This window comes from Nitrosopumilus sp. S6, from assembly GCF_054515815.1.
This window is the reverse complement of record NZ_JBTNRI010000004.1, coordinates 81,017-107,879: the sequence shown is the minus strand read 5'-3', so window position 1 is coordinate 107,879 and position 26,863 is coordinate 81,017. Positions and strand designations below refer to the sequence as shown.

Sequence of the window (26,863 nt, the reverse complement as noted above, 5' to 3'; positions counted from 1 at the left end):
AAAGAATTTACTATACATACAACTGAGAGGGGAAATTTGGCTAACAAAGACGATGTTTTGATAGTTGAAGATAGTCCTGCTATTGGAATGCTGTTAAAGAACTATCTAGAAAAACTAGGATATACAGAAATTCATACCTGTGATACAGGTACTGCTGCAATCACTACTTTTACAGGATTGGTGTCGCAGGGAAAACAACCTGTTGTATTGCTTGATTATATGCTTCCAGATATGGATGCACGTTCTATCTTGACACAAATGCTTGAAGTAAAACCTGATGTTCGAGTTATTTTAGAGACTGCAACTGAAAAAGATGATGCTGGAATTAAAGAGCTTATTAGATTGGGAGTATACCAATACCTGGAAAAACCAATCAGATTTGAAAAATTACAAGAAATTTTCCAAACTATCGAAAAAGAACAATCATTTTTCTTAAAAGAATCTGAACAAATGAAATTACTACAAAAAGCCGCAGATGATGCAGAAAAGAAAGTCTCTGATCATATTGATTTTATTTTAAAATCTGCAAATCAAATCACTCTAAACAAAATTATTGGAATATTGGGTTTTGAAGATGATTCTATTACTACTTATTTGCAGAAATTAGAACAGGATGGAAAAATTATTCGTACTGAAGACAAAAAAGAAATTGCTTGTAATCAATGTGATTCTGTAAGGACATCTCAGATATTCTTTTGTCCAAACTGTAAAAGTTCAAATTTCAAATTAGGAAAACTAATTGAACATTATGATTGTGGAAATATTACTGAAGAAAGTACATATGAAAATGATCATTGTCCAAATTGTAAAAAAGAGATAAAGGCATTAGGTGTGGATTATCGTGTCATGAAGAATCATTACATTTGTAATAATTGTAAAGAGTTTTTCCCAGAAATTTCAGTCGAATACATTTGTTTAAAGTGTGAAAACAAGTTTGAACTAGAAGATGCTAGATGGAAATCTAGTACAAACTACAAAGTTTCTAATATGTAATAATTCCATTTTTTACTAAATACTCTATTCCTTGCACAAATGTCTCATCATCAATGGAGCCATCTGCCCACCAACCGGCATTGTTCTTAATCCATGCAGGAACTGTTTGCTCACTTGAGCCTATCTGAGATTTTTCTGAAACTGTGATGATTTGCTTTTGAACCAAATACTCTATTCCTTGCACAAATGTCTCATCATCAATGGAGCCATCTGCCCACCAACCGGCATTGTTCTTAATCCAATCGGGTACTAATTGGGTTCCATGATTAATCATTCCAATTGGAACAATTTTAATTCCCTTTTCTTTAATTTTTTCAATTAATGTTTTTAATTCCAAAATTTGTTCCGCATTTACTTGATTTGTGTATGTTCCATCAATAACTACGGAGAATTCTTGTGGATGAGATGTAATTACTGCAAATCCGTAGGTGTGTATTCCATTAAGTGCATCTGACAATGTTTTTTCATGTGAGATTCCTACAAAGACATTTTTTCCAGTATCATATTCTCCTGTTGTACTCATTTCAGGAAATCTATACAAGGTTTCACCTTTTAGCGGAAATGGTGGAGGGTCACCATGTAACAAACTAGAACTGATATGAGTAAATCCATTTTCAATTAAAACTTGTTTTGTATCTTCATTGAATCTGTTTTGTGGAGGAATGAAGACTTTGGGCTCAACTCCTACACTTTGTTGAATCTTTTGTACTGATTCTTTTAATTTTTCATCTTGAACTTCTAATGTAAATTCTGTAAATGGAGTATTCCCTATACCATGACTTGCAATTTCAAAACCTTTTTTGTTTTTATTATTTATAATAAAATCTTTCAACTTTACATCCTCTCCAAATGCATTTGCAATAATTCCAATTGTTAACGGAGTATTCTTATCTGCAAAGGTTTTCATATATTCAATTTGAACATCATTTAACCAATAATCTTGAACATCATCAAATCGAAATGCAATACAGTTACAAGATTCAATTTCATTTAGAATCTCTTCTGATTTGTCACTTTTTGGAATCGGTTGGTTCTTGAATATGTTGAAATGGTCAATGTCTCCTATGATTTGAACTGTAGTTTTTGGCCAGTTTCCTTCATCATTAGGTGTGATTTCTACTAAATATGTGCCTGATTTTAGATTTGAAAATTGACCCTCTCCTCTAAAATTAACCTTATTTGAATACATGTCTCCCGTAAATTGATTGGTCATGGTAACTGTATGAGTAGGATCTGTTGATGAAATCTTTGTTGTTGCATTTTTGAATGGAATAATTGTTATCAAATCTTCCACAATTTCTGGAATGTTTGTAACAATTTTCTCATCTCTGGTTAAACCTGGTTGAAGCTTAACTGGTTTTTGAGATGTTAATAATAACTCTCCAATATATACATCGGCAATGTAATAATCTTCAGGAATTGTTGTTGATTGGATCCAAAAACGTAATGTTTCTCCTTGTTTGTTTGTAATTCCTTGTCTCTGTTCTGTATTATCATTTGATTTTATTACTACTTTTGCACCTTCAATTGGAGTTTCTCCGCCTTTATAATACACATTAACTTTTAGTCCCCCCGATAATGGAATATTGATTGTGATTTCTTTAGATGAATTATCTAATTGTACATATCCTACCCCTGCATACATTCCGTTTGCATAAATTTCAATTTTGTACTTGTGATTTTTTGGAACTGTAATTGTATCTGGATTACTCTCTAATTGTTTTTCTAAAAATATTTCTTTACTAGAGTCTTGATAAACAACTAGACTCATTCCGTAAAAATCTGCTCTGTCTCCATTTGTATATTTCACTTCAACTTTGATTGTTTGAGATTCTTCAGCATTTGCAACATCAAACCCAAATACTAACAAAGGGATTATCCCAAGTAATGGTAAATATTTTAAATTCATTTTATACTCCAACTCTCTTTGCACTAGTCCATGTAGCTTTTTTCTTTGTTATTTGTTCTATCATTGCTTTTAATAATAATGCATCCACAATTTGCTTGAATCCAAATACCAAGAATCCTGCATATGCTAATAACTTTTGGTCTTCACCGTCAATTCTTAGAGCCAACGCAGTCATCAAGTAATGTACTACGGTAAAGATTAAGGATACCTGTAATACATACCACCAATCACCCAGGATTATACCTAAAATTGCGTTTGCAGTCGCCGTAAATCCAATAATTGGTGTAATGACCATCCCTAAGAAAAGATATGGTAATGATAACTTCTGCAAATACCCAAATCTAGGATTAGTTAGTGCATCTGAATGTCTTTTTAACACCTGAATATTTCCACGATACCATCTCTTTCTTTGAGCAATAAAATCACGTAATGTATTTGGGGCTTCAGTATATGCTGTAGCCTTTGCACTACCTTGAGTGATTAATCCTGCCTTGAGAAGTTTAATTGTTTGATCAAAGTCTTCGACAATGGTTTCTTTTCCATATGCTCCTGCCTCTGTTAGAAATGATTTTTTGAATGCACCTAATGCTCCAGGTACTATGGTAATTGAACCAAATACATCAAATGCTCTTCTTACAATTTGAATTCCAGTAATGTATTCTAAAGCCTGACATTTTGTAATCCAATTTTTTTGATTTCTAACTTTAATGTTTCCTGCAACAGCTGCAACATGTTCGTTTACTTCAAATCCTTTTACAATTTCTTTTAATGACTGTCTTCCAATAATAGTATCGGCATCCACAATTACTATGATTTCTCCAGTAGAATATTGAATTCCATAATTGATTGCAGTTGCTTTTCCTCCATTTTCTTTATGTAAAACTTTGATTTGATCTTTGTAATTTGTTGCGATTCGTAATGTATTGTCTTTGCTTCCATCGTCAACAAAAATAATTTCTTTTTTAGGATAATTTGTTTCTAACAACCCTTCTATGGTATTTGAAATCACTTTTTCTTCATTATATGCAGGAATGATTATGGATATTTTTGGATATGATTTTACGTCTGGTTGTATGTCTTCTCTATACTTACTAAGTACTGCCATTGGAACAAATAACATTGTAGACCAAAATGATATGGTCATGGCCCATAACAAAATAATTCTTACAGGTGATTCTAACAATGTATATCCCTCATATGCAATCAGTCCAGCTATCAGAAATGGGGATGCAAGTAAAAATACTAAGAATGCAGATGGTCCTCTTGTTCCATGTTTATTACGTGAGTATAACTTTCCAGTTGCACCTATTACATGATAAATTGTTAAGGCTCCTCCAAGTCCCATTGCAATCATACTGATTGGCCCTAAAATGAAATAGACTGAACCACACAATACTGCAAAAATTGCACCAGTTAATAGAAATTGTATTGGGTCTTTTTTGATTTTAATTCGCTCTTGTACTGATTCTTTTTCTTTCTGTTGGTGTGATGTTCTAAAAGTCTGTTGATGACAAATTTTATGATACCAATTATTTTGGTGTCTAATTGATTTTTCATCTAGATTGATTGATTTTTGACATGTTTTGCATTTTACTAAATCAGGATTCAAAAATACAGATTTGTCTTTTTTTAGGGATTTTGTTTGAATTATTGGTTCTTCTGAAATTGTTAGATTATCAATTTCTAGAATTTTTTCTAAATATGCTTTATCTGAATTTGTGATTTCTCTATTGTTTTTAATTACTTTGAGTAAGTACTGGTTTCTACCCCAATCCCCAGTTGATTCTTCTATGACTTTAGTTAATTTTGAAATTACGGAATTTTTATCCAATTCTTGTTATTGCTAATGGTAATTTTGTTATTATATGTGGATTTATCATTAAAATTCCTACTAGTGTCTACTTTTTGAGCATTAGTTTTTGAATCAATCTAAATAAATGGGACTCGATTAGAAATTTCATGAAAAAGGTCTTTGTCAATGGATATGGCTCCATTGGTAGTAGAATTACTGCCTTTCTCAAAGATGATCCTGAAATTTCAGTTGTAGGAGTTGGAAAATACTCTCCAGATAATGACGTTAATAATGCAATTTCTAGAGGATTGAATGTTTATGTTCCTGAAAAAAAACTAGATGATTTCAAAGATTTCAAAATTTCAGGCTCTATAGAATCTGCATTAGATGATTGTGATCTTGTAATTGATGCTGCACCTGGCGGACATGGTTATCAAAACAAAAAAAACTTGTATGAACCACGTAATCTTCCTGCAATTTATCAGGGTGGTGAATCCACAATGGGGGATAGTGCAGTTTCAGATTTATTGTTTAATTCTAGAGCAAACTATGATCTTGCAATAGGTAAACATCATGTTATGCAAGGCAGCTGCAATGTTACTGGAATGGGGAGAATCCTTGAACCATTAAGAGACAAATTTGGAGATGATCTTGTTAGATTTGATGTTACACTTGTCCGAAGATGGGCAGACATTGAACAAACCGACAAAAAAGTTTCAGATACTATCGAAATGACTGAAAAACCTCATCATGGAGATGATGTGAAATTATACTTTGGAAAAGATGCACCACTATATGTTCGAGCAATCAAAGTTCCTACAAGACAAATGCATTTACACATTATGGACATTAGATTCAAAGGAACTGCTCCAAAACCTTCAGAAATTCATGAATTATTTACAAATGAATTTGGTGTTGTGACACTTTGGACTGCAAAGGGAACAAAAGATATCAGAGATTATGCTCAAAATATGGGATTTAATTTCACAGATACTAATATGATTCACATTCACGCTAACATGACTACCTCAATTGGAGATACAGTACAAATGATGTATTCTGATGATCAAACAGGAATTGTCATTCCTGAAAATCATATGTTAATGCAAGCAATGTTATTTGAAAAGTCATATTCTGAGGCATTTGCACATACTGAATCAATATTTCATATGGCTGAAAAGAAACAAAAATTACAAGACCACTTTAAAAAAATCTAATCTTTTTCACGTATTCTCTCTATTCTAACTTCTGTAGGGATGTTTTTTACTACTTTATCTACCACAATTTTCAAATTATTCATCTCTACTTTATCTCCTTCATGAGGGATATCTTGTAGTTTATGGTGTAATAATCCATTTAGTGTTGAATAATCATCCCCTTCAGGAATATCTGATTTAAAATATTCATTAATTTGATCAATTTGAGTTTCACCACTAACAATCAATGTATCTTTGTCTACTATTCGCATGTGTTTCTTTATTTCTGCATCTGTTTCATCTTCGATATCTCCAACTATTTCTTCAATCAGATCTTCTAATGTCACTAATCCTTCAACTCCTCCGTGCTCATCAATAACTATTGCCATGTGTGTTTTTCTTCCTTTCATTTCTTTTAGTAATGCACTAACCATTTTTTCTTGTGATGCAAATACAGGTTCTCTTGCTATTTCCTTTAGTGTAACCATTTTGTTATCTGATTCTAATTCTCTTAAAACATCTCTAACATGTATGAATCCCACAATGTCGTCATTTGTATTTCCATAAATTGGAAATCTAGAATGTGTGCTTTTATTAATTAATGGTAGTGCATCAAAAATTAACATTTTTGCTGGTAGTACAAACATTTTGGTTCTTGGAGTCATAACAGTTCGAATTACAGTATCATCAAAGTTCAGAGCACTGTGAACTAGGTCTCTTTCTGTTTGCTCTATTGCTTCATCTCTATACCCTTGATCAATAATTCCTTTGATTTCTTTTTCTGTTAATGCTGGGGGGTGATAGTCACTTCCAGTTAATTTGATCATTACTCGTGTTATCCTTTCTAATGCCCACACAACTGGATATGTTGCATAACTAAAGAAAATCAATATTCCACTAGTACGTAATGCCACTTTTGATGCATTTGCATTACAATATGTCTTTGGTGTAACCTCTCCAAAAATGATAATTAAAAATGTCATTATTCCAACTGCAATTCCTAGTCCTTCATCTCCAAAAATTTTGATAGCCACCACTGTGGCAAGAGCTGAAGACCCAACATTAACTAGATTGTTTCCCAAGTTTACTGAAGACATCATCCATCCAGGATTTGATTTTAATTTGTAAAGTGCCTTGGAACCTCTTTTTTTCTCTTTGAGTAAACGTTCCACAGTTGCTTGACTAGTTCCAACTAGAGCAACTTCTAATCCACTGAAGAATCCAGATAACCCAATTAATGCAGCTAGAGCTCCTAACTCCATCCAAAGCTCTACCATGTGTTTCCTCCAAAAATCAAATTAGAACAACTATGCCTGTTATTCATTTTATGTATTATGCACCATCTCTTGGTTAGATTTGTTCTGTTGATCTTGGATTTAACTCTTAGTGTTCTACGTAGTTTAGGAGTCTAGAAAATGAGGCTAATTTTTTGGAGGTTTTGCAAACTTGTTTTGGGGATTATTATGATAATCTACTGGGAGCATTGCATCTTTTTGTCTACCTGTAAGAATTCCAACAACTGTGTCGTCTTTCTTGATTATTCCTTCATTCATTAATTTTTTAACTCCTACTACGGATGCCCCTGATGCCATTTCACAATCAAATCCATTAAGACCAACTACTGACATTCCATCAAGCATTTCTGAATCTGAAACAGTTGTTACAACTCCATTTGTAAATTCAAGTGCACGTAAACCTTTCAAAATATTTGCAGGTCTTCCAATTTGAATTGCAGTAGCTTTAGTTTTTGGTCTAATTCCTTCTTTGTCTAAATGATCATAATATTTGTCGATTAATTCTGTATTTGGTCTTCCTTTATTCCAGCGTAATTCTTCACCTTCAAATTTTCCATTATACAAATCAGATAATGTACTTGCACCTTCTGAATTGATTACTGCAATTCTTGGAATTTTTTTAATCCAACCCCACTCATACAATTCCATTAATGCTTTTCCGCAACTAGAAGTGTTACCTAAAGCTCCTCCTGGATAAACAATCCAATCAGGAACATCCCAATTCAAATACTCTAGTGCTCTATATGGAATTGTTTTTTGTCCTTCTATTCTAAATGGATTAATAGAATTTACTGTGTAACCCTCATGATTCAGCGCATCATCTAATGATTGTTTTAATGCATCATCAAAATTTCCATCAATCTCTAAAATTTGAGCTCCAAACTGATATGCTTGACTTAATTTCCCTGGAGCAATTTGTCCTGCAGGAATGTATACATCACAATTTATTCCCTCATTAGCTGCAAACATGCCTGCAGATGCTGAAGTATTTCCAGTTGATGCACAAACAATCTTTTTTGCACCTACCATCTTTGCATGAGTAACGGCAGTAGCCATACCGTTATCTTTGAAAGAACCACTTGGATTGTATCCTTCAGGTTGTAACCATAAATTTTCATTTGAAATACCTACAAATTCTGCAGCTTTTGACATTTGGTAGGGTTTTGATAATCTTCCTTCTGCACCATCAAGGGAAACCAAATATTTTGAACATTCTTCAATATCTTCAGTATCAATTTGACAAAAGTTTAGTAATTCTCTAAATCTCCAAACACCACTTTCATTGAAAATACTTCCTTGAGGGTTTCTTCTCTTGTAAAATATCTCTTTTAGATTTTCAGAGGGTTTGTTTTTGTATTTTACATCAAGTAGATGTCCTTTTTCACATTGTACATTTGTACTCTCAACTGCATATTCTAGACCACATTGTGGATCAATACATTTGAGATATGCGTCTCCTTGCATAGTCATTACAAAAAATTATGATAATTTAAAGCAAATGTGTAATTTTTACACCGCTCAAGCTATTTTTCCTAAACTTTAGATTAGATGTTTTTAGAAATTTGTTGTGGTTACATACAACGAATATCTGAAAAGTATACTGCTACAAATTCTTGAATCCTATGAACATCTTAAAGAAATTAATGATAAACCTGGAGATCTAGACATTATTAAAAAAGAATTACTTAAAATCAATGGGTTTTTGAAAGTCATTTCAAACAAGATTGAAGATAGTAAAATACCTCACTCTGACTTTAAACCTCTAAAATCAAAATTCAAAAATTATTTGGAAAATTACTCTTTTGAACAAGAAATTGAGACAATGGCGCCTCTTTACAAAGATGATATTCATAGAGTCAAAAACATGAGATTAAAGATTTTAGAATCACTTGAGGATAATAAAATGGTGGAAGATGTAAAGGAGTTGATGGACAAGATTTGAGTGAAAAGAAATGTGTATTGTGTGGATGCAAAGATCATAAATTATTTGGCTGTAACAGACACCTGTCTAAGAACTGTAGTTGTTTTAAAGAAAATTAATTTAAAATTATTTTCGCTTAGGTCCTGATCTTTCATGAAAATTTAAGCAACATTTGCATTCTTTTTCAAGACATTCTGATTCTGCATGGTGGCCACAAATTCCACATTCACAACTTCCAGACATGCTGTATATTGTTTTATTTAGAATATAATTTATCCCCCAAATTTTTATGAGTTTAAGGTCAAATGAGATTATTTTTTAGATTTTGATTTTTTCTTAGGTTTTTCTTTTCCTTCTAATTCCTTCTCAATTTCTTCAGCTTTTCTATCTACTGCTTTGATAACTTCTTGAATTAATCCATCAAGATCACTATCTTCTACTTCTGGCTCTACTGTGGCAGCAATCTCGTTTATGGTGTTTGAAATTTCTGCACTGACATCTTCAAAACTTTCAGGATCTTCATATGTTGAATTATAGAGGTTTTTGAGGTTGTTTACGTGCCCTACTACTTGATCTGTTATTACAATTTTGTAATCAGTACCATTAACATCGAATTCTTTTGAACTCATACCGTTTTTCGAATTCTTATCTTTATAATGTTTTTCAGAGAAAAATAATGAATAATTAGAATACTATGTAGTCTAATGCAGAGGCATCACTAATTAGTCGTGTATGTTTGGAACCTACAACATATCCATTTTTGATATCTTCTGCAGGGATCCATCTATTGGTGGAAGTGTAGTGTCTTTTTTCTTGTAATTCTCTTTCTATTGCTTCAACATCAAATTCGCCTTCTTCTACTTCCTGTGTTGTGAGATGTTTTATGGTTATCAAAATTTTAGTTACTTTAACTCTATCTCCAAACTTCCATTTCATTGGAGGGGTTTCATCAGATACTTCTAATACTTTGATTTTCATTTGTTTGTTTCCAAACGCATCATGACTGATCAGAGTTTTTTCATCAGTAAATTCTTCAAAACTGATTCTAGAATTTACTTCTGCATCAGAAGCAGTTTCTAAAAGTGCTGCTGAATTAATCTCTGTTGATGGTTTTTCATCATAATTTGTTTTAATGCTAATTTCGGGCACTTCTGATTCTTGAATAGTTTCTACAACTGGTTCTGAAACCTTTTCTTTTGATTCTGTAGGATTCTTGATTTCTTGAATTCGTTTAGATTCTAAATCCCATTGTGATTGGGCTTCTTCATCCTTGTTTACATCAGTCAATGTCTTTGATTCTTGTTTATTCTTTAAAAACGATTTGCAGGTTTTTTAAAATTAGGCACTATGTGCGCTGTTTTGTTTTAAATGGCATGTTACATTCTTTGAGATTGATCTCTTTACGTGAACCATCTATCTTTGCATAAATTTTTCCTTCATATGTGCATACACAATCAGTAATGTCTAACTTTTCATCCCAAATTTTGTAAAACTCCCTTAATTCTCGACTTTCATATTTACCTACCCCTATCCTTTTTTTTGATAGAAATTTGAATGCTAACAATACCTGTCTTTTTTTGTAAATATCAAATGTCTTTATCCATTCCAAACATCTTTCAATCTGATCAAATGGAACTGGAAGTGAAGTGTTTGTTCCAGATTTTGCCTCAATAGTAAAAATTGTACTATTCTCAGTATTTACTGCCAATACATCTGGTAGTGCAATACTAGGTGAACCTAGTCTAAATGCTTTCCAATTTGGAGCAGTATTGAACCGTTTAACCAAAGTATCTTCCCATTGATACCCTCTTTGTCTTCGTGTTTTTGCAGCTTTTTGATTATTTGTCTTAGTTTTTTTAGATAGTTTTGATACGGTTAATGTTCTTGAATGCATACTTTATTTTCCTCTTTTTAGATATAGTAAGGCTGGTAATTACATAATACCCGTTAAAATTCATTGAGTTTTTCGTTTCAAATTTATGATTGAAAATAAACTGCATAAGATTGGTAAAATAATAATAGTATTAAGAAAAAATAGGGCTTATGGCACGAAAGAAAAAAGATTTGAAAGAACGTCAAAATCTTCAGTGTCATTGGCATTGTCCATGTGAAGATTGCCAAAATGATAATGTGTCTTACTAGAATTCAATAATTTTAATTAAATTATCAAACACTTTGTCTAAATATGATGTATTTTCACTTAATTTGTGTCTGAAATAATAATTGAAAAATTACTTGAACAACGTGATTTTTATCTCAATACTCTAAAACAATTAGAATTTCAATCAATAATGGATCCTTCAGAAAATGAACTTAAAGAAATTAAAAAATTACAAACTACTACGATTGATCAATTAAAAAAAGTAGAGCAAGAAATTGCCTATCTTTCATCTGATAAATCACATTAACCTACAATGAGTTTATCAAACCCTTATTTTTACAAAATTCATGTTTGATGAGATAGTTCAGAACCTTGTTTCAATAAAACAAAATTTCACTAAAAATTATTCAGGAAATGCTCATATTCAAGAATTATTACCTGTCTCAAATTCTGAGAAATTACCATTAGATGAAAATCATCTGAATTCTCTTCATCAATTTGCAGAAAAAAATCCCATTTACAATAACTCCTTTGAAGAAAACATTTTGGGAACTGATTGCATCATTTACGAAGGAGACATTAACGATTATTGGTTAAACAGTATCAAACATGGTACTAGCTGTCAGCCATTTTATCCTACTTGGATGATCTCAGCATATTTGATGACATTAATTGCAAAAAAATTAGGCTATGAAGAATTGGTAGATATTGGTTCAGGGGATGGACGAATTGCTTTTTGTGGAAAAGTTTTAGGATTTACAACACATAGCATTGAAATTGATGATGGACTAGTAGAATTACAGAAACTAATTTGTAATGAAACAAATCATAATTTTGATCCTCATTGTGAAGATGCATTAGAATTTGATTACTCCAAATTTCAATTAAAACACCCTGTGTTTTTTATTGGTGGGTTGCCCCAAATGGGGGGTGACATGTTGGCAACAAGCATTATAGAAAAGATAAATTCACTTGATCAACTCAAAAATTCTACGGGTATAGTATTTGCAGGAACTCATTCAAAACGTCATTTATCTGGAAATTTGAGTGATGGTGGTTGGAGTTCACTAATTCAAAATCATAATTTACAAGTGATGAATACTGTTTCTCTTCCTACTGTTTGGACATTTGATCAAACAACTGAAACTCCTTACATCTATACAAAATTCAATTAATTTCAAAATAGTAATTCTTTTCATCAATTCCACATTTTGTAATTTTCACTATTTGCCCAATTCGAGGTTCTGTAGACATTTTTGCCATAAGTCTAAATGATTTTTCTATCTCTACAATACAAAAATAATCTTCATTTTGTTGAGAAAATTCAATAATTTTACCTTGGAAATTCCCACTTTTTAGGGATGTTTTGCCCATGCATTGGGTACAAAACTCTTCAGGGGGCCATACAATTTTTTGACAAATAGTACATTCGGGAATCAAAAAATTTCCTTTAGAAAGTTCTGATTCAAAACTCATTTTTCTAACACCAAAATAGTTGAAGATGTTGCTGCCGCAGACATGTTATGTACTAATCCTACTTTTGCATTTTCTACTTGTCGATTTTTTGCATTATGTTGTAATTGTTGTGTGATTTCTATTGTTTGTGCAATACCGGTTGCCCCTAAGGGATGACCACAACCTATCAAACCTCCTCGAGGGTTGATTTTTAGATTTTTTGACTCGTAGAGTTCTTTGACAAGCATTAGACCCTCTCCTGGATTTGAAAAACCAAGTGCTTCTAAAGCCATCGGTTCACAAACAGAAAATGCATCGTGTATTTCTGCCACATCAACGTCTTGAATTTTTTTATTTGCCATTTGTAATGCTGCATGTGCTGCTGTCTTTGTTGATTCCATTGAATAAAATGATTCATTTTTTGTAAATCCTGCAGAAATTGTCTTTTGCCCTATTCCCGATACCCATATTGGTTGATCAGTAATTTTTTTCATCATGTTTTCTGATGCCAAAATTATTGATGCACTACCTGTACATGATCTTGAACAATCAAGTAATCTGATGTCCTTAGTAATTTTTTTAGAATTCATCACATCTTGTATTGAATAGGTTTTTTTCGAGAGAGCATTTGGATTATTTTGAGATTGTGCATGATTCTTTACTGAAACCATTGCTAATTGCTCATCTGTTACCGAAAATTTTCGTTTATAGGAACTTGTGAAAATTGATGCCCAAAATATTGGATGTTTGAATTCTCCTCTGGAATTATCCCATTCTAAAATCTGACCAGGACTATCATATCTTTCAGCCCCACTTACTAGCACTATATCTGCAAGGCCTGAGGCAATGTATGAGTATGCCGAAACTATAGAGTTTGTGCCTGAATTACATAAATTTTCAATAGAATGGGCTGTTTTTGGCTGAATTCCAAGGATTTCTGATAAAATAGGAGATAGATATTTTGAGTTATTGTTGGTAGACACCAATACTGTATCAATTTCACTTTTTTGGATGTTGGGATTGTTCTCAAGAAGATTTATGGCAGATTCTAAAAGTATTGATTCTATTTTTTTGTTATCTTTAGTAAATGGTGTGATGCCGTATGCTGCAATTCCTACTTTGTTCATTTCTATCTAATCCAAAAATGTTTTTTGTAGTAGTTCAAAAGATTTCATGGTATTGCCTACAGGATTAAATTGTAATATTGGCAAATTAATTCCTGTTTGTTTAAAGTTATCAAGTTGTTTTTTACATTCATCAGGAGTTCCAGAAATAGTTAGTTCTTTTAACATTGAATCTGAAACTAATTCGTGATTTGATGAAAATCCTGATTTTTTGAATTCTTCAAATATGTTTGAGGCATCATTTTTAAATCCATTTTTTGCTAAAAATTCTCTATAAATTTTACCTACAGAAATGTAAAATGCTAATGTTTTTTTTACACGTTCTATTGCTTCTTCCGAATTTTCTGAAATACATGTAATTATTTGACATGTAACATCAATTTTTCTTTTCGATTGCATTTTTTGTATTGTTTCTTTCATCTCATTTTTTGGCCTAAGATAAAAAATCACTCCGTCCCCAATTTCCCATGTTAAATCCACCATTTTTTGATTTACTGCTGCAATGTATATTGGAATTGATTCTCTTTGTGGTTTGATCAATAATGTAAAATTTTTCAAATTGAAAATACTTCCTGAATAATTAATAGGCTTTCCAGAAGTAATCATTTTAATTATTTCGACATATTCTTTCATTCTTTGTAACGGTTTTTCAAATTTGTATCCATGAAAAGTCTCTACAATTGGCAAGCTACTAGTTCCAAGACCTAAAATTATTCTTCCATTAGATATGGTATCTACAGTAACTGCCCCCATTGCAATTGCTGCAGGACTGCGAGAGTAGATGTTAATTATGGATGAGCCTATTTTCTGAGTAGACGTTCTACTGGATACTGCACTTAACATCGAAAAATTCTCCATTCCCCATGTTTCAGGCACCCAGATAGTATCGGTTTGAGTTTTTGCTATCTTTTCAGCACAATTTAGCACCTCATTTACTGAAAGCATTGAGCCTAAACTGCACGCAATACGCATGAATTATCTACGCCAATTGGATATTCTAGTGTATCTGTTTTAGCATTGGGTTAATTTTCATTGAGGCGTCGTATTATCAGAAAATCTGCAAACTATCAAACGTTGAGTGAACAAATATTTGCACAAAACCCCTCCCAAAAATCAGATTTTTGGGATGATGCAACAAAATATGCATCTGCTAGCAAAGATGAACCCTTTGTAGAAGAAGTTGCATACATGATGGTAACCCTGCACAGAACTGGTGCATAAACCAAAAATTTATTTTATTATTTTCTCTATTTCTAAAGCGCATTCTTCCATATCTTTGAATGAATCTACAGAATGCCATTTTGTATTTTTGAATTTAACCATGTTCAAAATACCTTTTTTTGCATATTTTGGAAAAACTGTTTTTTCAATATCTCCTTTATCTGGAAGTTCTTTTAGAATTGTTTTTTCCAGATGATAAATTCCTGCATTCATCCAAGTATCAGATATTTCTTTTTTCTCTCTAAAATTTAGAATTTTATCAACATTAGTTTCTAAAATACCATATTTTGTTCTTAATTCAATAGATGCAATTGCATTTTTCTTTTTTTGCAGTTTTTTCAAATCAATGTTTGTGATTGTATCTCCATTTAATACAAAAAATGATTTTTCTTTAATCATCTTTCCTGCTTTTTTGATAGCTCCTCCAGTACCTAATGGGGATTTTTCAATTGAAAATTTTATCTTAATTCCAATGTCTTTCATATTCAAATGATTTTCAATCATTTCTGTTTTGTAACCCGTACAAATGATGACTTCATCGATTCCAAATTTTTTTAGATATCTTATTTGCCATTCTATTATTGGGATGTTCTTTATTGGAACCATAGGTTTTGGAACATAATCTGTTATTGGTTTTAGTCTTTTTCCACGTCCCCCAGCTAAAATTATTGCTTTCAATGTATTCGTCTAATTTTTAGAGTATATCAAAATTTTCTATTTTGTTTTTAGAGTTTCCTTACCTGCATTATCTTTATTTTTTGATTCTGATTCATCTACTATTTGCTCCATCTTTTCAGCAAATTCCTTGTAAATTTTTTCTAATTCTTTGAGAGGTAACTCAATTCCTAATAATTTCATAGTTTTATTCCAAGATTCAATATATTTTTCATCATCAAGACCTTTTCCCAAAGTTTCAGCTATTGAGTGAACTCCCTCAGTTTTTCCTAGAGCATAAATGGCTATTTCACGGTCAGTCAGCATTATTTTCACTCTCTGTCATGTAATAATGTAGTTCAGTATAACATTCAACACAATATTCTTCAAAATCAGTATGATCGCAATCATATACTTTTTTTACATCATTACTGCATTTTGCACAAATTGGCATGATTATTCAGATTATGATTTTGCTATTTTGATTCCACCTAAAGCTAGTTGGATTACAGCTGGAATTAACATCATGGCCATTGAAGCTATAGGATCTCTATTCGAAGTTTCAGATGCAGGTACAGGATTTACCATAACTACAATTCCTCCAAGGATGATCAAAAGACCTGTGATGATTATCATGACCCCTAATCCTTTAGATGGTTCTTTCAGTGAGATGAAAAATGCGATAATTGGTAAAATTAATGCAGGTGCTCCCAAACCCATACCTCTTTGCATGTGATCAAGTGGTAAAAATCCATAATCGCTATCTGAAGACATTGCAACTGCCACATCAGCAGCATAGATTAGAAGTAATGCTATTGCAATTCCTGTAATAATTAATGCTGCAGTTAGTGCCATACTAATTTTTTTTCTTCACAATTAATAAACTTAGTTAGAGAGGTTGAACTACAGCCCTGGGTTTTATTGATTCTAATTTTCTTAATAGATCCTCAATTGACTCATTGTTAGTTGCAATGAGATTAAAATGACCTAATTTTCTCATAGGTTTTGAGATTTTCTTTCCATACATTTTAAGAAATAGATTTTCATCAGGAATCTCAAGTGATTTGTATTCTCCTTCAAAGGTTTTCGTTCCAAGTATGTTGTACATGATAGTCGGACGTAAAAGTTTGGTACTTCCAAGGTCTAACCCCAAGATTGCACGCAAATGTTGTTCAAATTGAGATATCTCGCTTGATTGTAAAGTATGGTGTCCAGAATTATGTACTCTTGGAGCAATTTCATTAATTACAATTTGATCATCTTGTGTCACGAACATTTCAATTCCAAAAACACCTGCACCTTTAAGAACATCCATAGTTTGGCTGGCAATCTTTTCTGCATTTTTTGTTATTTCTTCAGAAACTCTAGCGGGGGCAATTGTCTGACGTAAAATATTTTCTTCGTGAATGTTTTCAACAAGGGGGAATGTTTTGATTTCACCTTTGGTGTTTCTAGCTGCAATTACAGAAACTTCCATTTTGAATGGAACAAATTTTTCTAACATTAATTTTTGACCTTTAAAGTAATCATATGCTGTTTGGATCATGTCTTCGGAATCCACTTTGAAATTACCTCGTCCATCATATGCATCTCGTCTTGCTTTTAGTAATGCAGGATATCCAAATTTTTTTAAACCCTCTTTAACATCATTAATATTTGAAATTTCTATAAATTCAGGAACAGGAATGTTATTTTCTTTTAGAAATGTTTTTTGTAAAAATTTATCTTGAATTGTATGTAATGTTTCGGGGGATGGGTTAATTTCTGCATTCTTTTCAACAGATTTTAGTACTTCACTATCTCCGGATTCTATTTCATAAGTAATAATATCTGATTTTTCAGATAATTCGACTATGGCATTCTTATCTTTAAAATCTGCAACAATCTGTTCTGCTCCAACTTGAGATGCAGGACAATTTTCAGTAGGATCCAACACAATGATTTTTGAAACCTCTTCAGGCATCTTTTTGGCAGCCTCTGCTATCATCATTCCAAGTTGTCCTCCACCAATAATTCCTAGAACTTTTGCCATTACCTACCCCATATTTTTCGAATAAAAATAGCTAATGTTGTTTTTGATGACTCAATTATTTCTTGTAATAGTTATTGTTAATTACTCTCTAGTTTTTTCTAATATTGTGACGTATTCAAAAAAACCTCTTGTTGGAATAATAATGGGATCAAGTTCTGACAGTAGAATTATGAAAGGTGCTGCAGAGATTTTTGATGAATTCAAAATCAAACATGAAGATCAAATTATTTCAGCACATAGAACTCCTTCACGATTAGCAGAATATGCACAACATGCAGAAAAAATGGGGTTCAAAGTGATTATTGCAGGAGCTGGAGGAGCAGCACATCTACCTGGAATGATAGCATCTCATACAATTATCCCTGTAATTGGTGTTCCAATACTAGTCTATAATGACAAACATCCAAAGAAAACAGATACTTCAAAATTTTCTGCTTTTGGCGGATTAGATTCATTGTTATCAATTACTGAAATGCCATCTGGGTCTCCTGTAGTTTCAGTGGGAATAAACAAAGCTGGAAATGCAGGAATATATGCGATAAAAATACTTGCAAATGAATTTCCGCAGTTACAAAAGAAACTCAGACAACACAAATCAGATCAACACAAATCAGTTCTAAAAGAATCCGAACAAATGAAAAAACAAGGACTTGCTAAATTTACAAAAAAGAAATTCAAATAATTATGTTAATAATGTAAATTGAACATTTTTCTGTCTTAATACTTCAATTAATGCATCTGCTTGTTCTTTTCCTTGAGTTTCTAAATTCATAGTAACTGCAGCAGAGCCTGCACTAACATGTGAACTCAACCTATCATGAACTACTTCTACAATATTTGCATTAGCAAGGGTGATTTCGTCTACAATATCTTTGAAAGCACCAGGTCTATCAGGCAGCAATATTGATAGTTTTAGTAATCTGCCCATAGCAGCTAATCCTTTGTCGACTATTTGACCTAAAAGATACATGTCCACATTTCCACCTGCCAATACTGCAACTACTTTCTTTCCAGGGGCAGGCTTTTTTGAAATTAAATATGCCAAACTTACAGCACCAGCTGGTTCTACTACAAACTTCATTCTTTCCATTAACAAAAACATGGCTTTTGTGATTTCAGTATCATCTACTAGAACAATTTCATCTATGAGTTCATTAATTACATTAAATGTTAATCGTCCTGGAACTTTTACTGAAATGCCATCTGCAATTGTTCTTTCACCCCCACTTGTAGTTAGTGTACCTTGTTTAATTGACTCATACATAGATGGAAACGATCTTGACTGTACCCCAATAACTTTGATGTTTGGGTTTTTTTCTTTTATTGCAATTAATGTACCTGCTGCTAATCCTCCACCACCTATGGGAAGATAAACTTCTTCAACATCCGGCAAATCCTCTAGTATCTCTAACCCAATAACTCCTTGAGCCGCGATAATTTGAGGATCATCAAAGGCATGAATCATTGTAGCCCTGGTTTCTTTTGCTATTTCTTTTGCTTTAGCAGATGATTCATCATAGTTTATGCCCTCTAAGATAACGTTTGCACCATATCCTTTTGTTGCAGCAACTTTTGCAGGAGATGCATTTTTTGGCATAACGATTGTACATGGGATGTCTTCGAGAGCAGAAGCTAATGCAACACCTTGTGCATGATTTCCTGCAGACGCAGCTACTACACCATGTTTCTTTTCATCATCAGATAATGATTTGATTTTGTAATAAGCTCCACGAATTTTAAATGAGCCAGTTTTTTGTCGAAACTCTGCTTTAAGATAAACTTCAGATTTTGTTAACTCACTAAAAGTAGGTGAATGAATTAAAGGAGTTTTCTTTATTTCATTTCCTCGCATAGAGTTTGCTTTTTTTATCTCATCAAATGTTGGCTCCATTGGAAATGTTGCTAAGAAAACGATGTATTTGACTTCTTCTATACAAAAATTATTTTTTTAGTCAAATTTTATACGTAAAATTCTAGGAATGACTAAATAGTTAAAAAATGAATTAAAAGTATATCGTGGAACCAGACTCCCCTTTGAGAATCTTTCTCATATCTGGTTCCTTGGTCTTAATTTATGAATTAATTATCTTTGAAAATTCATCTAATCGTTTTAGAATATTTTCTTTAGTAGAGTCAGACATTTTTCGAGGATCAAATAGCCCCTCCCTAGTATTATTTTTTATAAATTCTAAATCAAATGTACACAAACATCCTTCTTCACCTGTAACAAGTTTTGAATCATCAATTAATGTTGGAGTAGTTTGATATGTTTCAATTAAAAGAGAATCTAATTCGTTAAACAATTTAGTCTTTTTTTCCGATAATTTTTGAAAATCTACTCCGGATTGTTTTTCAATTTCAGCAAATACTTTTTCTCTAAATTCATCATTCTCATAAAATACTTCGAAGAGTTTTTGATGATCAAAATCCTTGTATCCCATTTCTTTTAATTTATCTAAAACGTATTGATCGCTGTTGTTAGAAAGTTCTTCTTCTTTGTTTTTTGTCATATCAATAATTTCAGCTAGTTCTTTTTGACAATCTATTACTCGTTGAATTGGCTTGTAATATAACAACACATGAAATTGTATTGAGACATGGCCTGAAATCAGATAATTACCTTCCATGATTTCAAACTTCATGAAAATTCTTCTAACATCCTCATTGTTTGATATTGTCACATCCTGAATAGACCAATCTTTTAGATTTTTACTAATATTTTGAAAATAATCCATTATTAATTTTGGATCAAATGTTTTTTGTTCAGAAACTGTTGCATCACCTAACATAACTTTTGTATCAATCATTTTTGTCATGTCTGTTATTTTTGAGAGAAATGAATTTTGAATAGCATTATTTTTTTCATTCAAAAGTTGAATGAATTCATTTGGAGATCTTGTCCCTAAACGCACAAGATTTACCAAATTAATGCTCGCATTAAACCTTCATCAATATCTAAATATACAATCGGGGAATTCTAGTCATGGAAAATTCTAATTTTACCTGTATTAATTGCAAGGGGGAGATTATAGAGTATTATCACGATGGATACCGTGGAAAAAGAGGAAAATGTGCCAAATGTGGACAGGAATTCCCCTTGGAATAGGAGAAAAATATGGCAGAAAATAATGTGGAAAATGAGTCTGATTCTAATCAAGAAAAAGTTGTAGATATGTTGCTTAGTTCAACGTCAGAAAAAACATTGGATTCAGAATCAATGATTTTAGAAACTCAAAAACGAGTATGGGGCGCTTTGAAGAAGGGTTATCAGTATTCCGGAGTAGCCAATGAATCAGATAAATTCTTGAGAAAAAATGTATTTTCAAAATTAGATTTAGTTGTAATTTATGTTGATTTGGTTGGTTCTACCACTATGACATTAGAGATGCCTGAAGAAAAGATTGCGATAATTATCAGTTCTTTTGCACAAGAGATGGCAGCAGTTATTAGACAATATGAGGGATATGTCTTAAAATTTGTAGGTGATGCTGTTATTGGATATTTTGATGCACAAAGTAATGGTTTACTTGCATCAGACAGTGCAGTGAATTGTGCTAAATCCATGATTTCTGTGATACAAAAAGGAATCAATCCAATCTTAAATCAATATGATTATCCAGATTTAATGGTAAAGATTGGTGTTGACTTTGGGCAAAATATTGTTGTAAGATATGGGGCAGATGAACAACAATCTCAAGTAGATTTGATGGGACCTGCCATGAACATTGCAGCTAAAATTCAAAATATGGCCAAACCGAACCAAATTTTAATTGGAAATGATGTGTACAAAAGACTACATCCAAATTTTCAAAGAGACTTTGTAGAAGTTGTGTGGAAAAAAGATGAATGGAAATATCGTTCCAGAGTAACTGGTGAGATTTACAAAGTTTATGAGTTTAAAGGATGAATCACAAGTTTTGATTATACAGTAAATTTGTCAGGACATTCTACGTGTTCATAATGATGCTCTGTAAATTTTTCTTGAACAACATAGATCACTATCTTGTGTAGATCTTGTTCTGCAATGTCTTTTTTACATCTAAGACATGTTTTTTTCATTTCTGCCATGCGTATCAGCGATCAAAAACTGGGATGGTATAAGGATCTGCGATCAGCTCAAGTTGAGCAAAAATGACTCAGATTTCACTAAACGGTATATCAAATGCCTAAAGCAAGGCAGAAATATGGCAAAATTAGACTAGATTCGTGGAAAATCCCGTACATAAACACCTACAAGACCTCTATGGTTTGAATCCAAATATCCCTCATATGGCATTACAATTTCCTAGATTGCCCCCAGGATTAAAACATCCAATGTTTGGAATTAACATAAATCCTGTAAAAGAACAATTTTCACGAGACGTTGAAACAATTAGTCAAAAACTTCAAGGATTTCAACACATGTATCAACAATATGCTTCAGGACTGTTAACTGGAAATCAAATAGTTCCTCCAGGCCATCCATTATACACTAGACAAAATTCTGTTCAAACACTTCAAGCAGAAAATGACAAACTACTAAAAGAAAATACAGAATTAAAGAAAAAATTAGAGAAACAATCTAAAAAACAAGATTGAAAATTTTCTGATAACTTTTAAGACAAGTATCTTTATTAATTGCAAATCCAAATTTTAGTATGGTTAAAACCCCTGCAGATAAATGGAAAGATACTATAGTGAAGTATCGAAAACAATGTCAAAAAATTCTTGGCGTTTCAAAGAGTGTAAGATATGCAGGAGTGATCAATGTTTATGGCAGAACCCTAGTAGGAATTGTTCAGCCAAATCTTAAACCATTATTGAAATCTGAACAAGTAAAAAATGAATTTTTTATAATTTCAACACTAATGTCTTTAAGAAAAAATACTGCCACTACTATTGGAAAATTAGAACATGTAATTTTACAACATGAAAAAGTAACAATTATTATTTTACAAAAAAATGACATTACATACTATGTTTCAATTAATCGAAAAGAAAAAGGCTTAGAGAAAATTATTTCTTCGATGAAGAAGATAGTCTAAGCAGGTGTAAATCCGTGGTATCCGCCAGTTTGTTCAGCTTTATCTGAGAAACTTGGTTCAAACAAGGAAATTAAATAATCATCAGGATCAGAAATTACAGCATTTTTTCCTGCATCTTTTTCGACAATATCGCGATGAATTTTAACTCCTTTCTCTCTTAGTTCTTCAACTGCAGATTTTACATCTCCAACTAGAAAACCGATTGTGATTCCACTTTCAAGAGCATTTCCATGCTGTTCAGTTAATGAAGCAGGATGAAGACTCAATAAAGCTCCAGAAGTGCCCAAATCCACCCATGTTCTTCTTTGATTCTTTATTGGAAGGCCAATAATTTCATTATAGAACTTGATTGATTTATCTAGGTCTTTTACGGCCAAAATCACATTTCCGACTTTTTTGATATTCACAGAAGGTCTACCTCGAAGTTGTTTAAATTAATTGTCATTGAACTTCAACCATGGTTTCAGTTCGTTCAACTCCGTTGATTTTTTGAATTTGATTGGCTACTTCTTTGATTTCAGACAGTTGTTTTACATCAATAATTGCAACTGCATCAAATTGGCCACTAGTGGGAAATGAATCAGACACAGAAGTGACCTTACGCAGTCTAGCAGCTATTAATTTTTTTGGAGATTTTACCAAGATAATTGCCCTTACCATCCCAAATTAACCTCCACTTCAATTAGAGTTTCAGTAGTTACAATATCTTTGATTTTTTTAAAATCAATTACCATATTGTTGATATCATCAAATCCTCCTTGTAAAAGAACACTAATGTCTGCTCTGCCAGTAACTACCATAATTTGTTTTACTACCTTGCGTTTCTTTTTTAGAATTTCAACAACAGAATCAACTTTACCGGGTTTTACAGTAATTAGACATAATGCACGCATACTAGTACTACGTTATCGAATCGAATAAAGATTCCTAGTCAAATGCTTCCTGAGACCTTGCTTCTTCTAAATAGGCACGTCTTTCTTCATTGACTTTTTCTTGATCAATCTCAATATCATCATCTACTATGACTATCCCCATATCTCCAACTGGTTCATCTTTTTTACTCTTTGATTTTGTTGCTTTAGCCTTAGTTTTTGTGGCTTTTGCCTTTGTAGTTGTCTTTGATTTTGTTGCTTTAGCCTTAGTTTTTGTGGCTTTTGCCTTTGTAGTTGTCTTTGATTTTGTTGCTTTAGCCTTAACATCTTTTGATTTTGTGGTTTTCTTTGGAGATTTTTTTTCAGCCATGAATGTCGAAAATCTAGAGGTCGCCTTATTTTTAAAGATTTTGTAGAATTGATTTTTCAGAAAATCTACTCAAGATCATCCGATCAGTACTATTTTTTCTAGAAAAAATAGATCAAAGTAGCCATCTGAGTTAATAGTTTACTCTGAGTTCAATTTATCAAAAAATATCTTTTTGATAAATTATTGGGAGGTGAAACAAGATAGCAACATTAGCAGATAATGCATCTATTCTAAGCGAAGTATCAGCAGATTATGCAACTAAAAAGAACCTCACATTAGCAGATTATGCAACAATAGGCGATTCAGTCAGTTTGGCAAAAATTGGTGATAAAGCTTTTACAATTACATTCATTGAAGATTCAGATTACACTCAAGGAGAACTAGTCACAAAAGGAGTAAAGATTTCAACCAAAGAAACTTTTGAGATTGAAGGAAATTTTGTAAATAAATTTCATACAACCAGAGTGGCAATTGTAAAAAAATTTAGTAATGAAAAATTACGTTCTGATGTCAATAATGGGAATCCACTAGGTCCAGTAAAATGTATCTCTGAGAAATCGGCCTCTGGAAAAAGCTTCTATAATTTAGTAGATGCATAATGATTTTTTGAGTAATTATACTCAAAAACATCCAATATTTTTTAAGATGAAATACAGTGCCGCGGGCGGGATTTGAACGCGCGACAGCCCGGTCTTCAGCCGAGTGCTCTCCCAGGCTGAGCTACCACGGCACTTGAAAAAAATATTTTCATTGAGGAATTAAAGTGTGTCTTTTTAGATTTTCCAGATGATGTCTTCTTTACCATTTCGTTTATTGATTAACCTACCAATCACAAAAAATAGATCAGACAATCGATTAAGGTAAATTATGCAATTTGAATTAATTTCATCTTTTTCGGCAAGCTGGACCGTCAATGTTTCAGCTCTACGTACAATTGTTCTTGTAAAATGCAGTTGTGCTGCAGGGATTGAACCTCCAGGTAATATGAAATTTGTCAATGGAGGCAATTCTGATTCGAACTTATCCACAGTTTGTTCTAAATATTGAATCATCTCCAAGGTCACTCTATTTTTTACATCGTTAAGGTTTGGATTGGATAGATCAGAACCTACTACAAACAAATCATTTTGAATTTTTCTAAGAATCTTGAAAATATCTTCATCTAATTGATTCGCTAAAACTATCCCTAATGCAGCATTTGCTTCATCTACTGCACCATATGCAAATATTCTTGGATGAGATTTTGAGATACGTAAATTTCCTTGTAGCCCAGTATTGCCATCATCACCTGTTTTGGTGTATATTTTCACAAAATTATTGGGTAGTTTCAACTATTATGTTGTTCGAAAATCTCAAAACTCTTTAGGAGAATATGTGGAATATCACATTATGACAGAAAATTTTTTGAGAATTGCTGCTAATCTGAAAAATATTTCACGTCAAGGATGGATTGACAAACTTTCTATTGAGAAACCTGAGTCTGTTGCAGATCATACGTTTTCAATGGCAGTTATTGGGATGATAATTTCTGATTTAGAAAAATTAAATTCAGAAAAAATTTTAAAAATGATTTTACTACATGATTTGGCAGAATCAGAGACTGGAGATATTGTTCCAGATAAAATGGATGTTAATGAAAAACAAAGTTTAGAAAATAATGCATTTAAAAAAATAATTCAAACCTTACCAGAATCACTAAGAACAAAGTATGCTGAAATTTGGAAAGAGTATCAAGAAAACAATTCTCCTGAAAGCCAAATAGTACATCAAGTTGATAAATTAGAGATGGCACTTCAGGCAAAAATTTATCAGTCTAACGGACACTCTAAAGAAAAATTAGAACCATTTTTGGAATCTGCAAGAACAGGCATAACACATCCAAAATTAAAAGAATTATTTACAAAGATAACTGATGAGAATTAATGTCAGAAACTGAAAAAGATGAATTAATTGATGCACAAAAACAAGTAATTGGAATCTTGTTTGAAGTAATTAAAAGATTACAATCTAATAGTGATTTAGATGAAGAATATTTCAAAATAATAACAAATGAAGAAAAAAATGAATCGAGATTAAATGAGATTTTAACTCAAAGAGAAGAAAATGCAAAGATTGTAGGCAGATTATTAGAACAACTAGAGACTTAATGCCCACAACTACAATCATCATCAGAAATTATTCTTAGATGGGCTGTTTGTTGGTATTTGTCTTGAATGTAGTTTGAGATATTTGCAATTCGTATTCTTGGTTCTCTTGTTTTCCAACTACCTTCGTTTTCAAACCAAAACTCTATTTCATCAACATCATATCTCTCTCCGCTTTCCACCAATTCTTTGAATATTGATTTTATTTCATCAATTTCAGATTCAGATAATTTTGATTTATCCTCAATCATGGTAGTAATTTCATTTAATTTGATTATTACATTATTTGTAAGAGGCATGACCCATTTAGAATAATATTGTATAACTATCTTTTGAGGCAATATTGTTTTTATAGCAACCAGATAATTTGTCATACATGCAGTATTTTCAAGCACTAAAACTTGGCCAAAAAAGAGTAGCAGATGCTAGAGAGTATCTTAACAAATTAACTGATGGTAAAGCAATGCCTGCATTAGCTTTGACAGATACAAAATCAAATGTTTGGCAACCAGTCGGTGAAGAAAATTTGTATGCATTTGTTGATGAATCAGCAGGCTTTGTTTTGACCGATAATAGTGGATACATTCTTGCTTTAGTGGACAACAGTGGCGCTTCTAAGACAATTGTTCAAGGAGTTACTAAAGATCAAAAAGAAAGATTAGAAAAAGCATTTGAATCAGATAATATCCCAAAGTTTGAAGGAAAGGTAATCCTTCCAGTATAATTTTCGCCTCAAAAAAACGTAAAGCTTTAGTTATGA

Annotated in this window: 37 protein-coding genes and 1 tRNA gene; 14 read left to right on the top strand and 24 right to left on the bottom strand. The window is 32.2% G+C overall.

The features are described 5' to 3' along the window. Positions 1-36 precede the first annotated feature (36 nt). The gene (locus ACX12B_RS04525; RefSeq protein WP_459352864.1) at positions 37-993 is read left to right on the top strand and encodes a TackOD1 domain-containing metal-binding protein; all 957 of its coding nucleotides are present in this window, start codon (positions 37-39) and stop codon (positions 991-993) included. Here ACX12B_RS04525 and ACX12B_RS04520 read toward each other — a convergent pair. After that, a complete protein-coding gene (locus ACX12B_RS04520; RefSeq protein ID WP_459352863.1) occupies positions 983-2,902 on the bottom strand; it encodes a polysaccharide deacetylase family protein in 1,920 nt (639 codons plus the stop codon). The two genes, ACX12B_RS04525 and ACX12B_RS04520, sit on opposite strands and share 11 nt — an antisense overlap. A gap of 1 nt (position 2,903) precedes the next feature. Beyond that, positions 2,904-4,733, bottom strand: coding sequence for a glycosyltransferase family 2 protein (locus tag ACX12B_RS04515; protein ID WP_459352862.1), 1,830 nt, complete (start codon positions 4,731-4,733; stop codon positions 2,904-2,906). Between the two features lie 128 nt (positions 4,734-4,861). Here ACX12B_RS04515 and ACX12B_RS04510 point away from each other — a divergent pair, with 128 nt between their 5' ends. Continuing rightward, positions 4,862-5,911, top strand: coding sequence for a type II glyceraldehyde-3-phosphate dehydrogenase (locus ACX12B_RS04510; RefSeq protein WP_459352861.1), 1,050 nt, complete (start codon positions 4,862-4,864; stop codon positions 5,909-5,911). Here ACX12B_RS04510 and ACX12B_RS04505 read toward each other — a convergent pair. Next, the gene (locus ACX12B_RS04505; RefSeq protein WP_459352860.1) at positions 5,908-7,167 is read right to left on the bottom strand and encodes a hemolysin family protein; all 1,260 of its coding nucleotides are present in this window, start codon (positions 7,165-7,167) and stop codon (positions 5,908-5,910) included. The genes ACX12B_RS04510 and ACX12B_RS04505 overlap by 4 nt on opposite strands. A gap of 144 nt (positions 7,168-7,311) precedes the next feature. Continuing rightward, entirely contained in the window at positions 7,312-8,649 is a 1,338-nt protein-coding gene (thrC, locus tag ACX12B_RS04500) for a threonine synthase (RefSeq protein WP_459352859.1), read from the bottom strand. A 103-nt stretch (positions 8,650-8,752) separates the two neighbouring features. Here thrC and ACX12B_RS04495 point away from each other — a divergent pair, with 103 nt between their 5' ends. Beyond that, on the top strand, positions 8,753-9,127 hold the full coding sequence (locus tag ACX12B_RS04495) for a hypothetical protein (RefSeq protein ID WP_459352858.1): 375 nt from the start codon (positions 8,753-8,755) through the stop codon (positions 9,125-9,127). Between the two features lie 290 nt (positions 9,128-9,417). On the opposite strand, the gene ACX12B_RS04490 is transcribed toward ACX12B_RS04495, so the two are convergent. Genes ACX12B_RS04490 through ACX12B_RS04480 form a run of 3 tightly spaced genes read right to left on the bottom strand, consistent with a single transcriptional unit; the run spans position 9,418 to position 11,000 of the window. Then, positions 9,418-9,735: a hypothetical protein gene (locus ACX12B_RS04490; protein ID WP_459352857.1), complete on the bottom strand. Its 318-nt coding sequence runs from the start codon at positions 9,733-9,735 to the stop codon at positions 9,418-9,420. A gap of 55 nt (positions 9,736-9,790) precedes the next feature. After that, complete coding sequence (locus ACX12B_RS04485) at positions 9,791-10,393, bottom strand: hypothetical protein (protein ID WP_459352856.1); 603 nt, start codon at positions 10,391-10,393, stop codon at positions 9,791-9,793. Positions 10,394-10,451: 58 nt separating this feature from the next. Further along, the gene (locus ACX12B_RS04480; RefSeq protein ID WP_459352855.1) at positions 10,452-11,000 is read right to left on the bottom strand and encodes a resolvase; all 549 of its coding nucleotides are present in this window, start codon (positions 10,998-11,000) and stop codon (positions 10,452-10,454) included. Positions 11,001-11,313: 313 nt separating this feature from the next. On the opposite strand from ACX12B_RS04480, the gene ACX12B_RS04475 reads away from it, so the two are divergent. Continuing rightward, the gene (locus tag ACX12B_RS04475) at positions 11,314-11,514 is read left to right on the top strand and encodes a hypothetical protein (RefSeq protein ID WP_459352854.1); all 201 of its coding nucleotides are present in this window, start codon (positions 11,314-11,316) and stop codon (positions 11,512-11,514) included. Positions 11,515-11,554: 40 nt separating this feature from the next. Next, positions 11,555-12,382 (top strand): hypothetical protein, encoded by an 828-nt coding sequence (locus tag ACX12B_RS04470; RefSeq protein ID WP_459352853.1) that lies wholly within the window; start codon positions 11,555-11,557, stop codon positions 12,380-12,382. Here ACX12B_RS04470 and ACX12B_RS04465 read toward each other — a convergent pair. The 3 genes from ACX12B_RS04465 to ACX12B_RS04455 are packed head-to-tail and all read right to left on the bottom strand — an operon-like array spanning position 12,375 to position 14,758. Continuing rightward, entirely contained in the window at positions 12,375-12,683 is a 309-nt protein-coding gene (locus tag ACX12B_RS04465; RefSeq protein ID WP_459352852.1) for a hypothetical protein, read from the bottom strand. The genes ACX12B_RS04470 and ACX12B_RS04465 overlap by 8 nt on opposite strands. Next, a complete protein-coding gene (locus ACX12B_RS04460) occupies positions 12,680-13,789 on the bottom strand; it encodes a thiolase family protein (RefSeq protein ID WP_459352851.1) in 1,110 nt (369 codons plus the stop codon). The genes ACX12B_RS04465 and ACX12B_RS04460 overlap by 4 nt, the downstream gene beginning before the upstream one ends. A gap of 6 nt (positions 13,790-13,795) precedes the next feature. After that, complete coding sequence (locus tag ACX12B_RS04455; RefSeq protein WP_459352850.1) at positions 13,796-14,758, bottom strand: LLM class flavin-dependent oxidoreductase; 963 nt, start codon at positions 14,756-14,758, stop codon at positions 13,796-13,798. Positions 14,759-14,860: 102 nt separating this feature from the next. Here ACX12B_RS04455 and ACX12B_RS04450 point away from each other — a divergent pair, with 102 nt between their 5' ends. Further along, positions 14,861-15,007 carry a hypothetical protein gene (locus ACX12B_RS04450; protein ID WP_459352849.1) on the top strand — a complete coding sequence of 49 codons (147 nt, stop codon included), beginning with the start codon at positions 14,861-14,863 and terminating at the stop codon, positions 15,005-15,007. 9 nt (positions 15,008-15,016) lie between these two features. Here the strand turns inward: ACX12B_RS04450 and ACX12B_RS04445 are convergent, their stop codons facing one another. From ACX12B_RS04445 to ACX12B_RS04430, 4 genes are all read right to left on the bottom strand, one after another. Beyond that, a complete protein-coding gene (locus ACX12B_RS04445) occupies positions 15,017-15,685 on the bottom strand; it encodes a nucleotidyltransferase family protein (protein ID WP_459352848.1) in 669 nt (222 codons plus the stop codon). Between the two features lie 36 nt (positions 15,686-15,721). Continuing rightward, positions 15,722-15,988 (bottom strand): hypothetical protein, encoded by a 267-nt coding sequence (locus ACX12B_RS04440; protein ID WP_459352847.1) that lies wholly within the window; start codon positions 15,986-15,988, stop codon positions 15,722-15,724. A gap of 138 nt (positions 15,989-16,126) precedes the next feature. Next, the gene (locus tag ACX12B_RS04435; RefSeq protein WP_459352846.1) at positions 16,127-16,516 is read right to left on the bottom strand and encodes a hypothetical protein; all 390 of its coding nucleotides are present in this window, start codon (positions 16,514-16,516) and stop codon (positions 16,127-16,129) included. A gap of 34 nt (positions 16,517-16,550) precedes the next feature. Then, on the bottom strand, positions 16,551-17,693 hold the full coding sequence (locus ACX12B_RS04430; protein WP_459352845.1) for a 5-(carboxyamino)imidazole ribonucleotide synthase: 1,143 nt from the start codon (positions 17,691-17,693) through the stop codon (positions 16,551-16,553). Between the two features lie 106 nt (positions 17,694-17,799). Between ACX12B_RS04430 and purE the strand changes: the two genes are divergently transcribed. Beyond that, positions 17,800-18,375, top strand: coding sequence for a 5-(carboxyamino)imidazole ribonucleotide mutase (gene purE / locus ACX12B_RS04425; protein WP_459352844.1), 576 nt, complete (start codon positions 17,800-17,802; stop codon positions 18,373-18,375). Here purE and ilvA read toward each other — a convergent pair whose 3' ends face one another. After that, the gene (ilvA, locus tag ACX12B_RS04420) at positions 18,376-19,584 is read right to left on the bottom strand and encodes a threonine ammonia-lyase (RefSeq protein WP_459352843.1); all 1,209 of its coding nucleotides are present in this window, start codon (positions 19,582-19,584) and stop codon (positions 18,376-18,378) included. A 181-nt stretch (positions 19,585-19,765) separates the two neighbouring features. After that, positions 19,766-20,605 carry a hypothetical protein gene (locus tag ACX12B_RS04415; protein ID WP_459352842.1) on the bottom strand — a complete coding sequence of 280 codons (840 nt, stop codon included), beginning with the start codon at positions 20,603-20,605 and terminating at the stop codon, positions 19,766-19,768. A 203-nt stretch (positions 20,606-20,808) separates the two neighbouring features. Between ACX12B_RS04415 and ACX12B_RS04410 the strand changes: the two genes are divergently transcribed. Then, entirely contained in the window at positions 20,809-21,600 is a 792-nt protein-coding gene (locus tag ACX12B_RS04410; RefSeq protein ID WP_459352841.1) for an adenylate/guanylate cyclase domain-containing protein, read from the top strand. Between the two features lie 14 nt (positions 21,601-21,614). On the opposite strand, the gene ACX12B_RS04405 is transcribed toward ACX12B_RS04410, so the two are convergent. Beyond that, on the bottom strand, positions 21,615-21,761 hold the full coding sequence (locus ACX12B_RS04405) for a hypothetical protein (RefSeq protein ID WP_459352840.1): 147 nt from the start codon (positions 21,759-21,761) through the stop codon (positions 21,615-21,617). A 138-nt stretch (positions 21,762-21,899) separates the two neighbouring features. Here ACX12B_RS04405 and ACX12B_RS04400 point away from each other — a divergent pair, with 138 nt between their 5' ends. Both ACX12B_RS04400 and ACX12B_RS04395 read left to right on the top strand, forming a co-directional pair. Continuing rightward, a complete protein-coding gene (locus ACX12B_RS04400) occupies positions 21,900-22,271 on the top strand; it encodes a hypothetical protein (RefSeq protein WP_459352839.1) in 372 nt (123 codons plus the stop codon). 59 nt (positions 22,272-22,330) lie between these two features. Further along, positions 22,331-22,717 carry a hypothetical protein gene (locus tag ACX12B_RS04395; protein ID WP_459352838.1) on the top strand — a complete coding sequence of 129 codons (387 nt, stop codon included), beginning with the start codon at positions 22,331-22,333 and terminating at the stop codon, positions 22,715-22,717. Here the strand turns inward: ACX12B_RS04395 and ACX12B_RS04390 are convergent. From ACX12B_RS04390 to ACX12B_RS04375, 4 genes are read right to left on the bottom strand one after another with little or no spacing between them, the layout of a single operon-like run. Next, positions 22,714-23,124: a VOC family protein gene (locus ACX12B_RS04390; protein ID WP_048069743.1), complete on the bottom strand. Its 411-nt coding sequence runs from the start codon at positions 23,122-23,124 to the stop codon at positions 22,714-22,716. The two genes, ACX12B_RS04395 and ACX12B_RS04390, sit on opposite strands and share 4 nt — an antisense overlap. Positions 23,125-23,158: 34 nt before the next feature. Beyond that, positions 23,159-23,377 (bottom strand): Lrp/AsnC ligand binding domain-containing protein, encoded by a 219-nt coding sequence (locus ACX12B_RS04385; RefSeq protein ID WP_141975544.1) that lies wholly within the window; start codon positions 23,375-23,377, stop codon positions 23,159-23,161. Next, positions 23,371-23,610: a hypothetical protein gene (locus ACX12B_RS04380; RefSeq protein WP_459352837.1), complete on the bottom strand. Its 240-nt coding sequence runs from the start codon at positions 23,608-23,610 to the stop codon at positions 23,371-23,373. Before ACX12B_RS04380 ends, ACX12B_RS04385 begins: the two co-directional genes overlap by 7 nt. Before the next feature lie 34 nt (positions 23,611-23,644). Next, a complete protein-coding gene (locus ACX12B_RS04375; protein ID WP_459352836.1) occupies positions 23,645-23,959 on the bottom strand; it encodes a hypothetical protein in 315 nt (104 codons plus the stop codon). Between the two features lie 311 nt (positions 23,960-24,270). Here ACX12B_RS04375 and ACX12B_RS04370 point away from each other — a divergent pair, with 311 nt between their 5' ends. Continuing rightward, complete coding sequence (locus tag ACX12B_RS04370) at positions 24,271-24,558, top strand: hypothetical protein (RefSeq protein ID WP_459352835.1); 288 nt, start codon at positions 24,271-24,273, stop codon at positions 24,556-24,558. A gap of 57 nt (positions 24,559-24,615) precedes the next feature. Here ACX12B_RS04370 and ACX12B_RS04365 read toward each other — a convergent pair. Continuing rightward, a tRNA-Phe gene (locus tag ACX12B_RS04365) sits at positions 24,616-24,689 on the bottom strand. Between the two features lie 43 nt (positions 24,690-24,732). Continuing rightward, positions 24,733-25,269, bottom strand: coding sequence for a cob(I)yrinic acid a,c-diamide adenosyltransferase (locus ACX12B_RS04360; protein ID WP_459352834.1), 537 nt, complete (start codon positions 25,267-25,269; stop codon positions 24,733-24,735). A gap of 79 nt (positions 25,270-25,348) precedes the next feature. On the opposite strand from ACX12B_RS04360, the gene ACX12B_RS04355 reads away from it, so the two are divergent. Then, positions 25,349-25,882, top strand: coding sequence for an HD domain-containing protein (locus tag ACX12B_RS04355; protein ID WP_459352833.1), 534 nt, complete (start codon positions 25,349-25,351; stop codon positions 25,880-25,882). Further along, positions 25,882-26,106 carry a hydrolase gene (locus ACX12B_RS04350; protein WP_459352832.1) on the top strand — a complete coding sequence of 75 codons (225 nt, stop codon included), beginning with the start codon at positions 25,882-25,884 and terminating at the stop codon, positions 26,104-26,106. Before ACX12B_RS04355 ends, ACX12B_RS04350 begins: the two co-directional genes overlap by 1 nt. Here the strand turns inward: ACX12B_RS04350 and ACX12B_RS04345 are convergent. Then, the gene (locus ACX12B_RS04345; protein WP_459352831.1) at positions 26,103-26,402 is read right to left on the bottom strand and encodes a hypothetical protein; all 300 of its coding nucleotides are present in this window, start codon (positions 26,400-26,402) and stop codon (positions 26,103-26,105) included. The genes ACX12B_RS04350 and ACX12B_RS04345 overlap by 4 nt on opposite strands. A 77-nt stretch (positions 26,403-26,479) precedes the next feature. Between ACX12B_RS04345 and ACX12B_RS04340 the strand changes: the two genes are divergently transcribed. After that, positions 26,480-26,827, top strand: coding sequence for a hypothetical protein (locus tag ACX12B_RS04340; RefSeq protein ID WP_459352830.1), 348 nt, complete (start codon positions 26,480-26,482; stop codon positions 26,825-26,827). The last annotated feature ends 36 nt before the right edge of the window (positions 26,828-26,863 follow it).

Coding starts and splice junctions, on each gene's coding strand:
- ACX12B_RS04380 (WP_459352837.1), bottom strand. CDS start 23,610: ATGCGTGCATTATGTCTAATTACTGTAAAACCCGGTAAAGTTGATTCT.
- ACX12B_RS04435 (WP_459352846.1), bottom strand. CDS start 16,516: ATGGCACTAACTGCAGCATTAATTATTACAGGAATTGCAATAGCATTA.
- ACX12B_RS04410 (WP_459352841.1), top strand. CDS start 20,809: ATGGCAGAAAATAATGTGGAAAATGAGTCTGATTCTAATCAAGAAAAA.
- ACX12B_RS04345 (WP_459352831.1), bottom strand. CDS start 26,402: ATGCCTCTTACAAATAATGTAATAATCAAATTAAATGAAATTACTACC.
- ACX12B_RS04520 (WP_459352863.1), bottom strand. CDS start 2,902: ATGAATTTAAAATATTTACCATTACTTGGGATAATCCCTTTGTTAGTA.
- ACX12B_RS04350 (WP_459352832.1), top strand. CDS start 25,882: ATGTCAGAAACTGAAAAAGATGAATTAATTGATGCACAAAAACAAGTA.
- ACX12B_RS04385 (WP_141975544.1), bottom strand. CDS start 23,377: ATGGTAAGGGCAATTATCTTGGTAAAATCTCCAAAAAAATTAATAGCT.
- ACX12B_RS04340 (WP_459352830.1), top strand. CDS start 26,480: ATGCAGTATTTTCAAGCACTAAAACTTGGCCAAAAAAGAGTAGCAGAT.
- ACX12B_RS04490 (WP_459352857.1), bottom strand. CDS start 9,735: ATGAGTTCAAAAGAATTCGATGTTAATGGTACTGATTACAAAATTGTA.
- ACX12B_RS04405 (WP_459352840.1), bottom strand. CDS start 21,761: ATGGCAGAAATGAAAAAAACATGTCTTAGATGTAAAAAAGACATTGCA.
- ACX12B_RS04510 (WP_459352861.1), top strand. CDS start 4,862: ATGAAAAAGGTCTTTGTCAATGGATATGGCTCCATTGGTAGTAGAATT.
- ACX12B_RS04470 (WP_459352853.1), top strand. CDS start 11,555: ATGTTTGATGAGATAGTTCAGAACCTTGTTTCAATAAAACAAAATTTC.
- ilvA (WP_459352843.1), bottom strand. CDS start 19,584: ATGGAGCCAACATTTGATGAGATAAAAAAAGCAAACTCTATGCGAGGA.
- ACX12B_RS04460 (WP_459352851.1), bottom strand. CDS start 13,789: ATGAACAAAGTAGGAATTGCAGCATACGGCATCACACCATTTACTAAA.
- ACX12B_RS04440 (WP_459352847.1), bottom strand. CDS start 15,988: ATGCTGACTGACCGTGAAATAGCCATTTATGCTCTAGGAAAAACTGAG.
- ACX12B_RS04430 (WP_459352845.1), bottom strand. CDS start 17,693: ATGGCAAAAGTTCTAGGAATTATTGGTGGAGGACAACTTGGAATGATG.
- ACX12B_RS04505 (WP_459352860.1), bottom strand. CDS start 7,167: ATGGTAGAGCTTTGGATGGAGTTAGGAGCTCTAGCTGCATTAATTGGG.
- ACX12B_RS04355 (WP_459352833.1), top strand. CDS start 25,349: ATGACAGAAAATTTTTTGAGAATTGCTGCTAATCTGAAAAATATTTCA.
- ACX12B_RS04375 (WP_459352836.1), bottom strand. CDS start 23,959: ATGGCTGAAAAAAAATCTCCAAAGAAAACCACAAAATCAAAAGATGTT.
- ACX12B_RS04480 (WP_459352855.1), bottom strand. CDS start 11,000: ATGCATTCAAGAACATTAACCGTATCAAAACTATCTAAAAAAACTAAG.
- ACX12B_RS04455 (WP_459352850.1), bottom strand. CDS start 14,758: ATGCGTATTGCGTGCAGTTTAGGCTCAATGCTTTCAGTAAATGAGGTG.
- ACX12B_RS04395 (WP_459352838.1), top strand. CDS start 22,331: ATGGTTAAAACCCCTGCAGATAAATGGAAAGATACTATAGTGAAGTAT.
- ACX12B_RS04465 (WP_459352852.1), bottom strand. CDS start 12,683: ATGAGTTTTGAATCAGAACTTTCTAAAGGAAATTTTTTGATTCCCGAA.
- thrC (WP_459352859.1), bottom strand. CDS start 8,649: ATGCAAGGAGACGCATATCTCAAATGTATTGATCCACAATGTGGTCTA.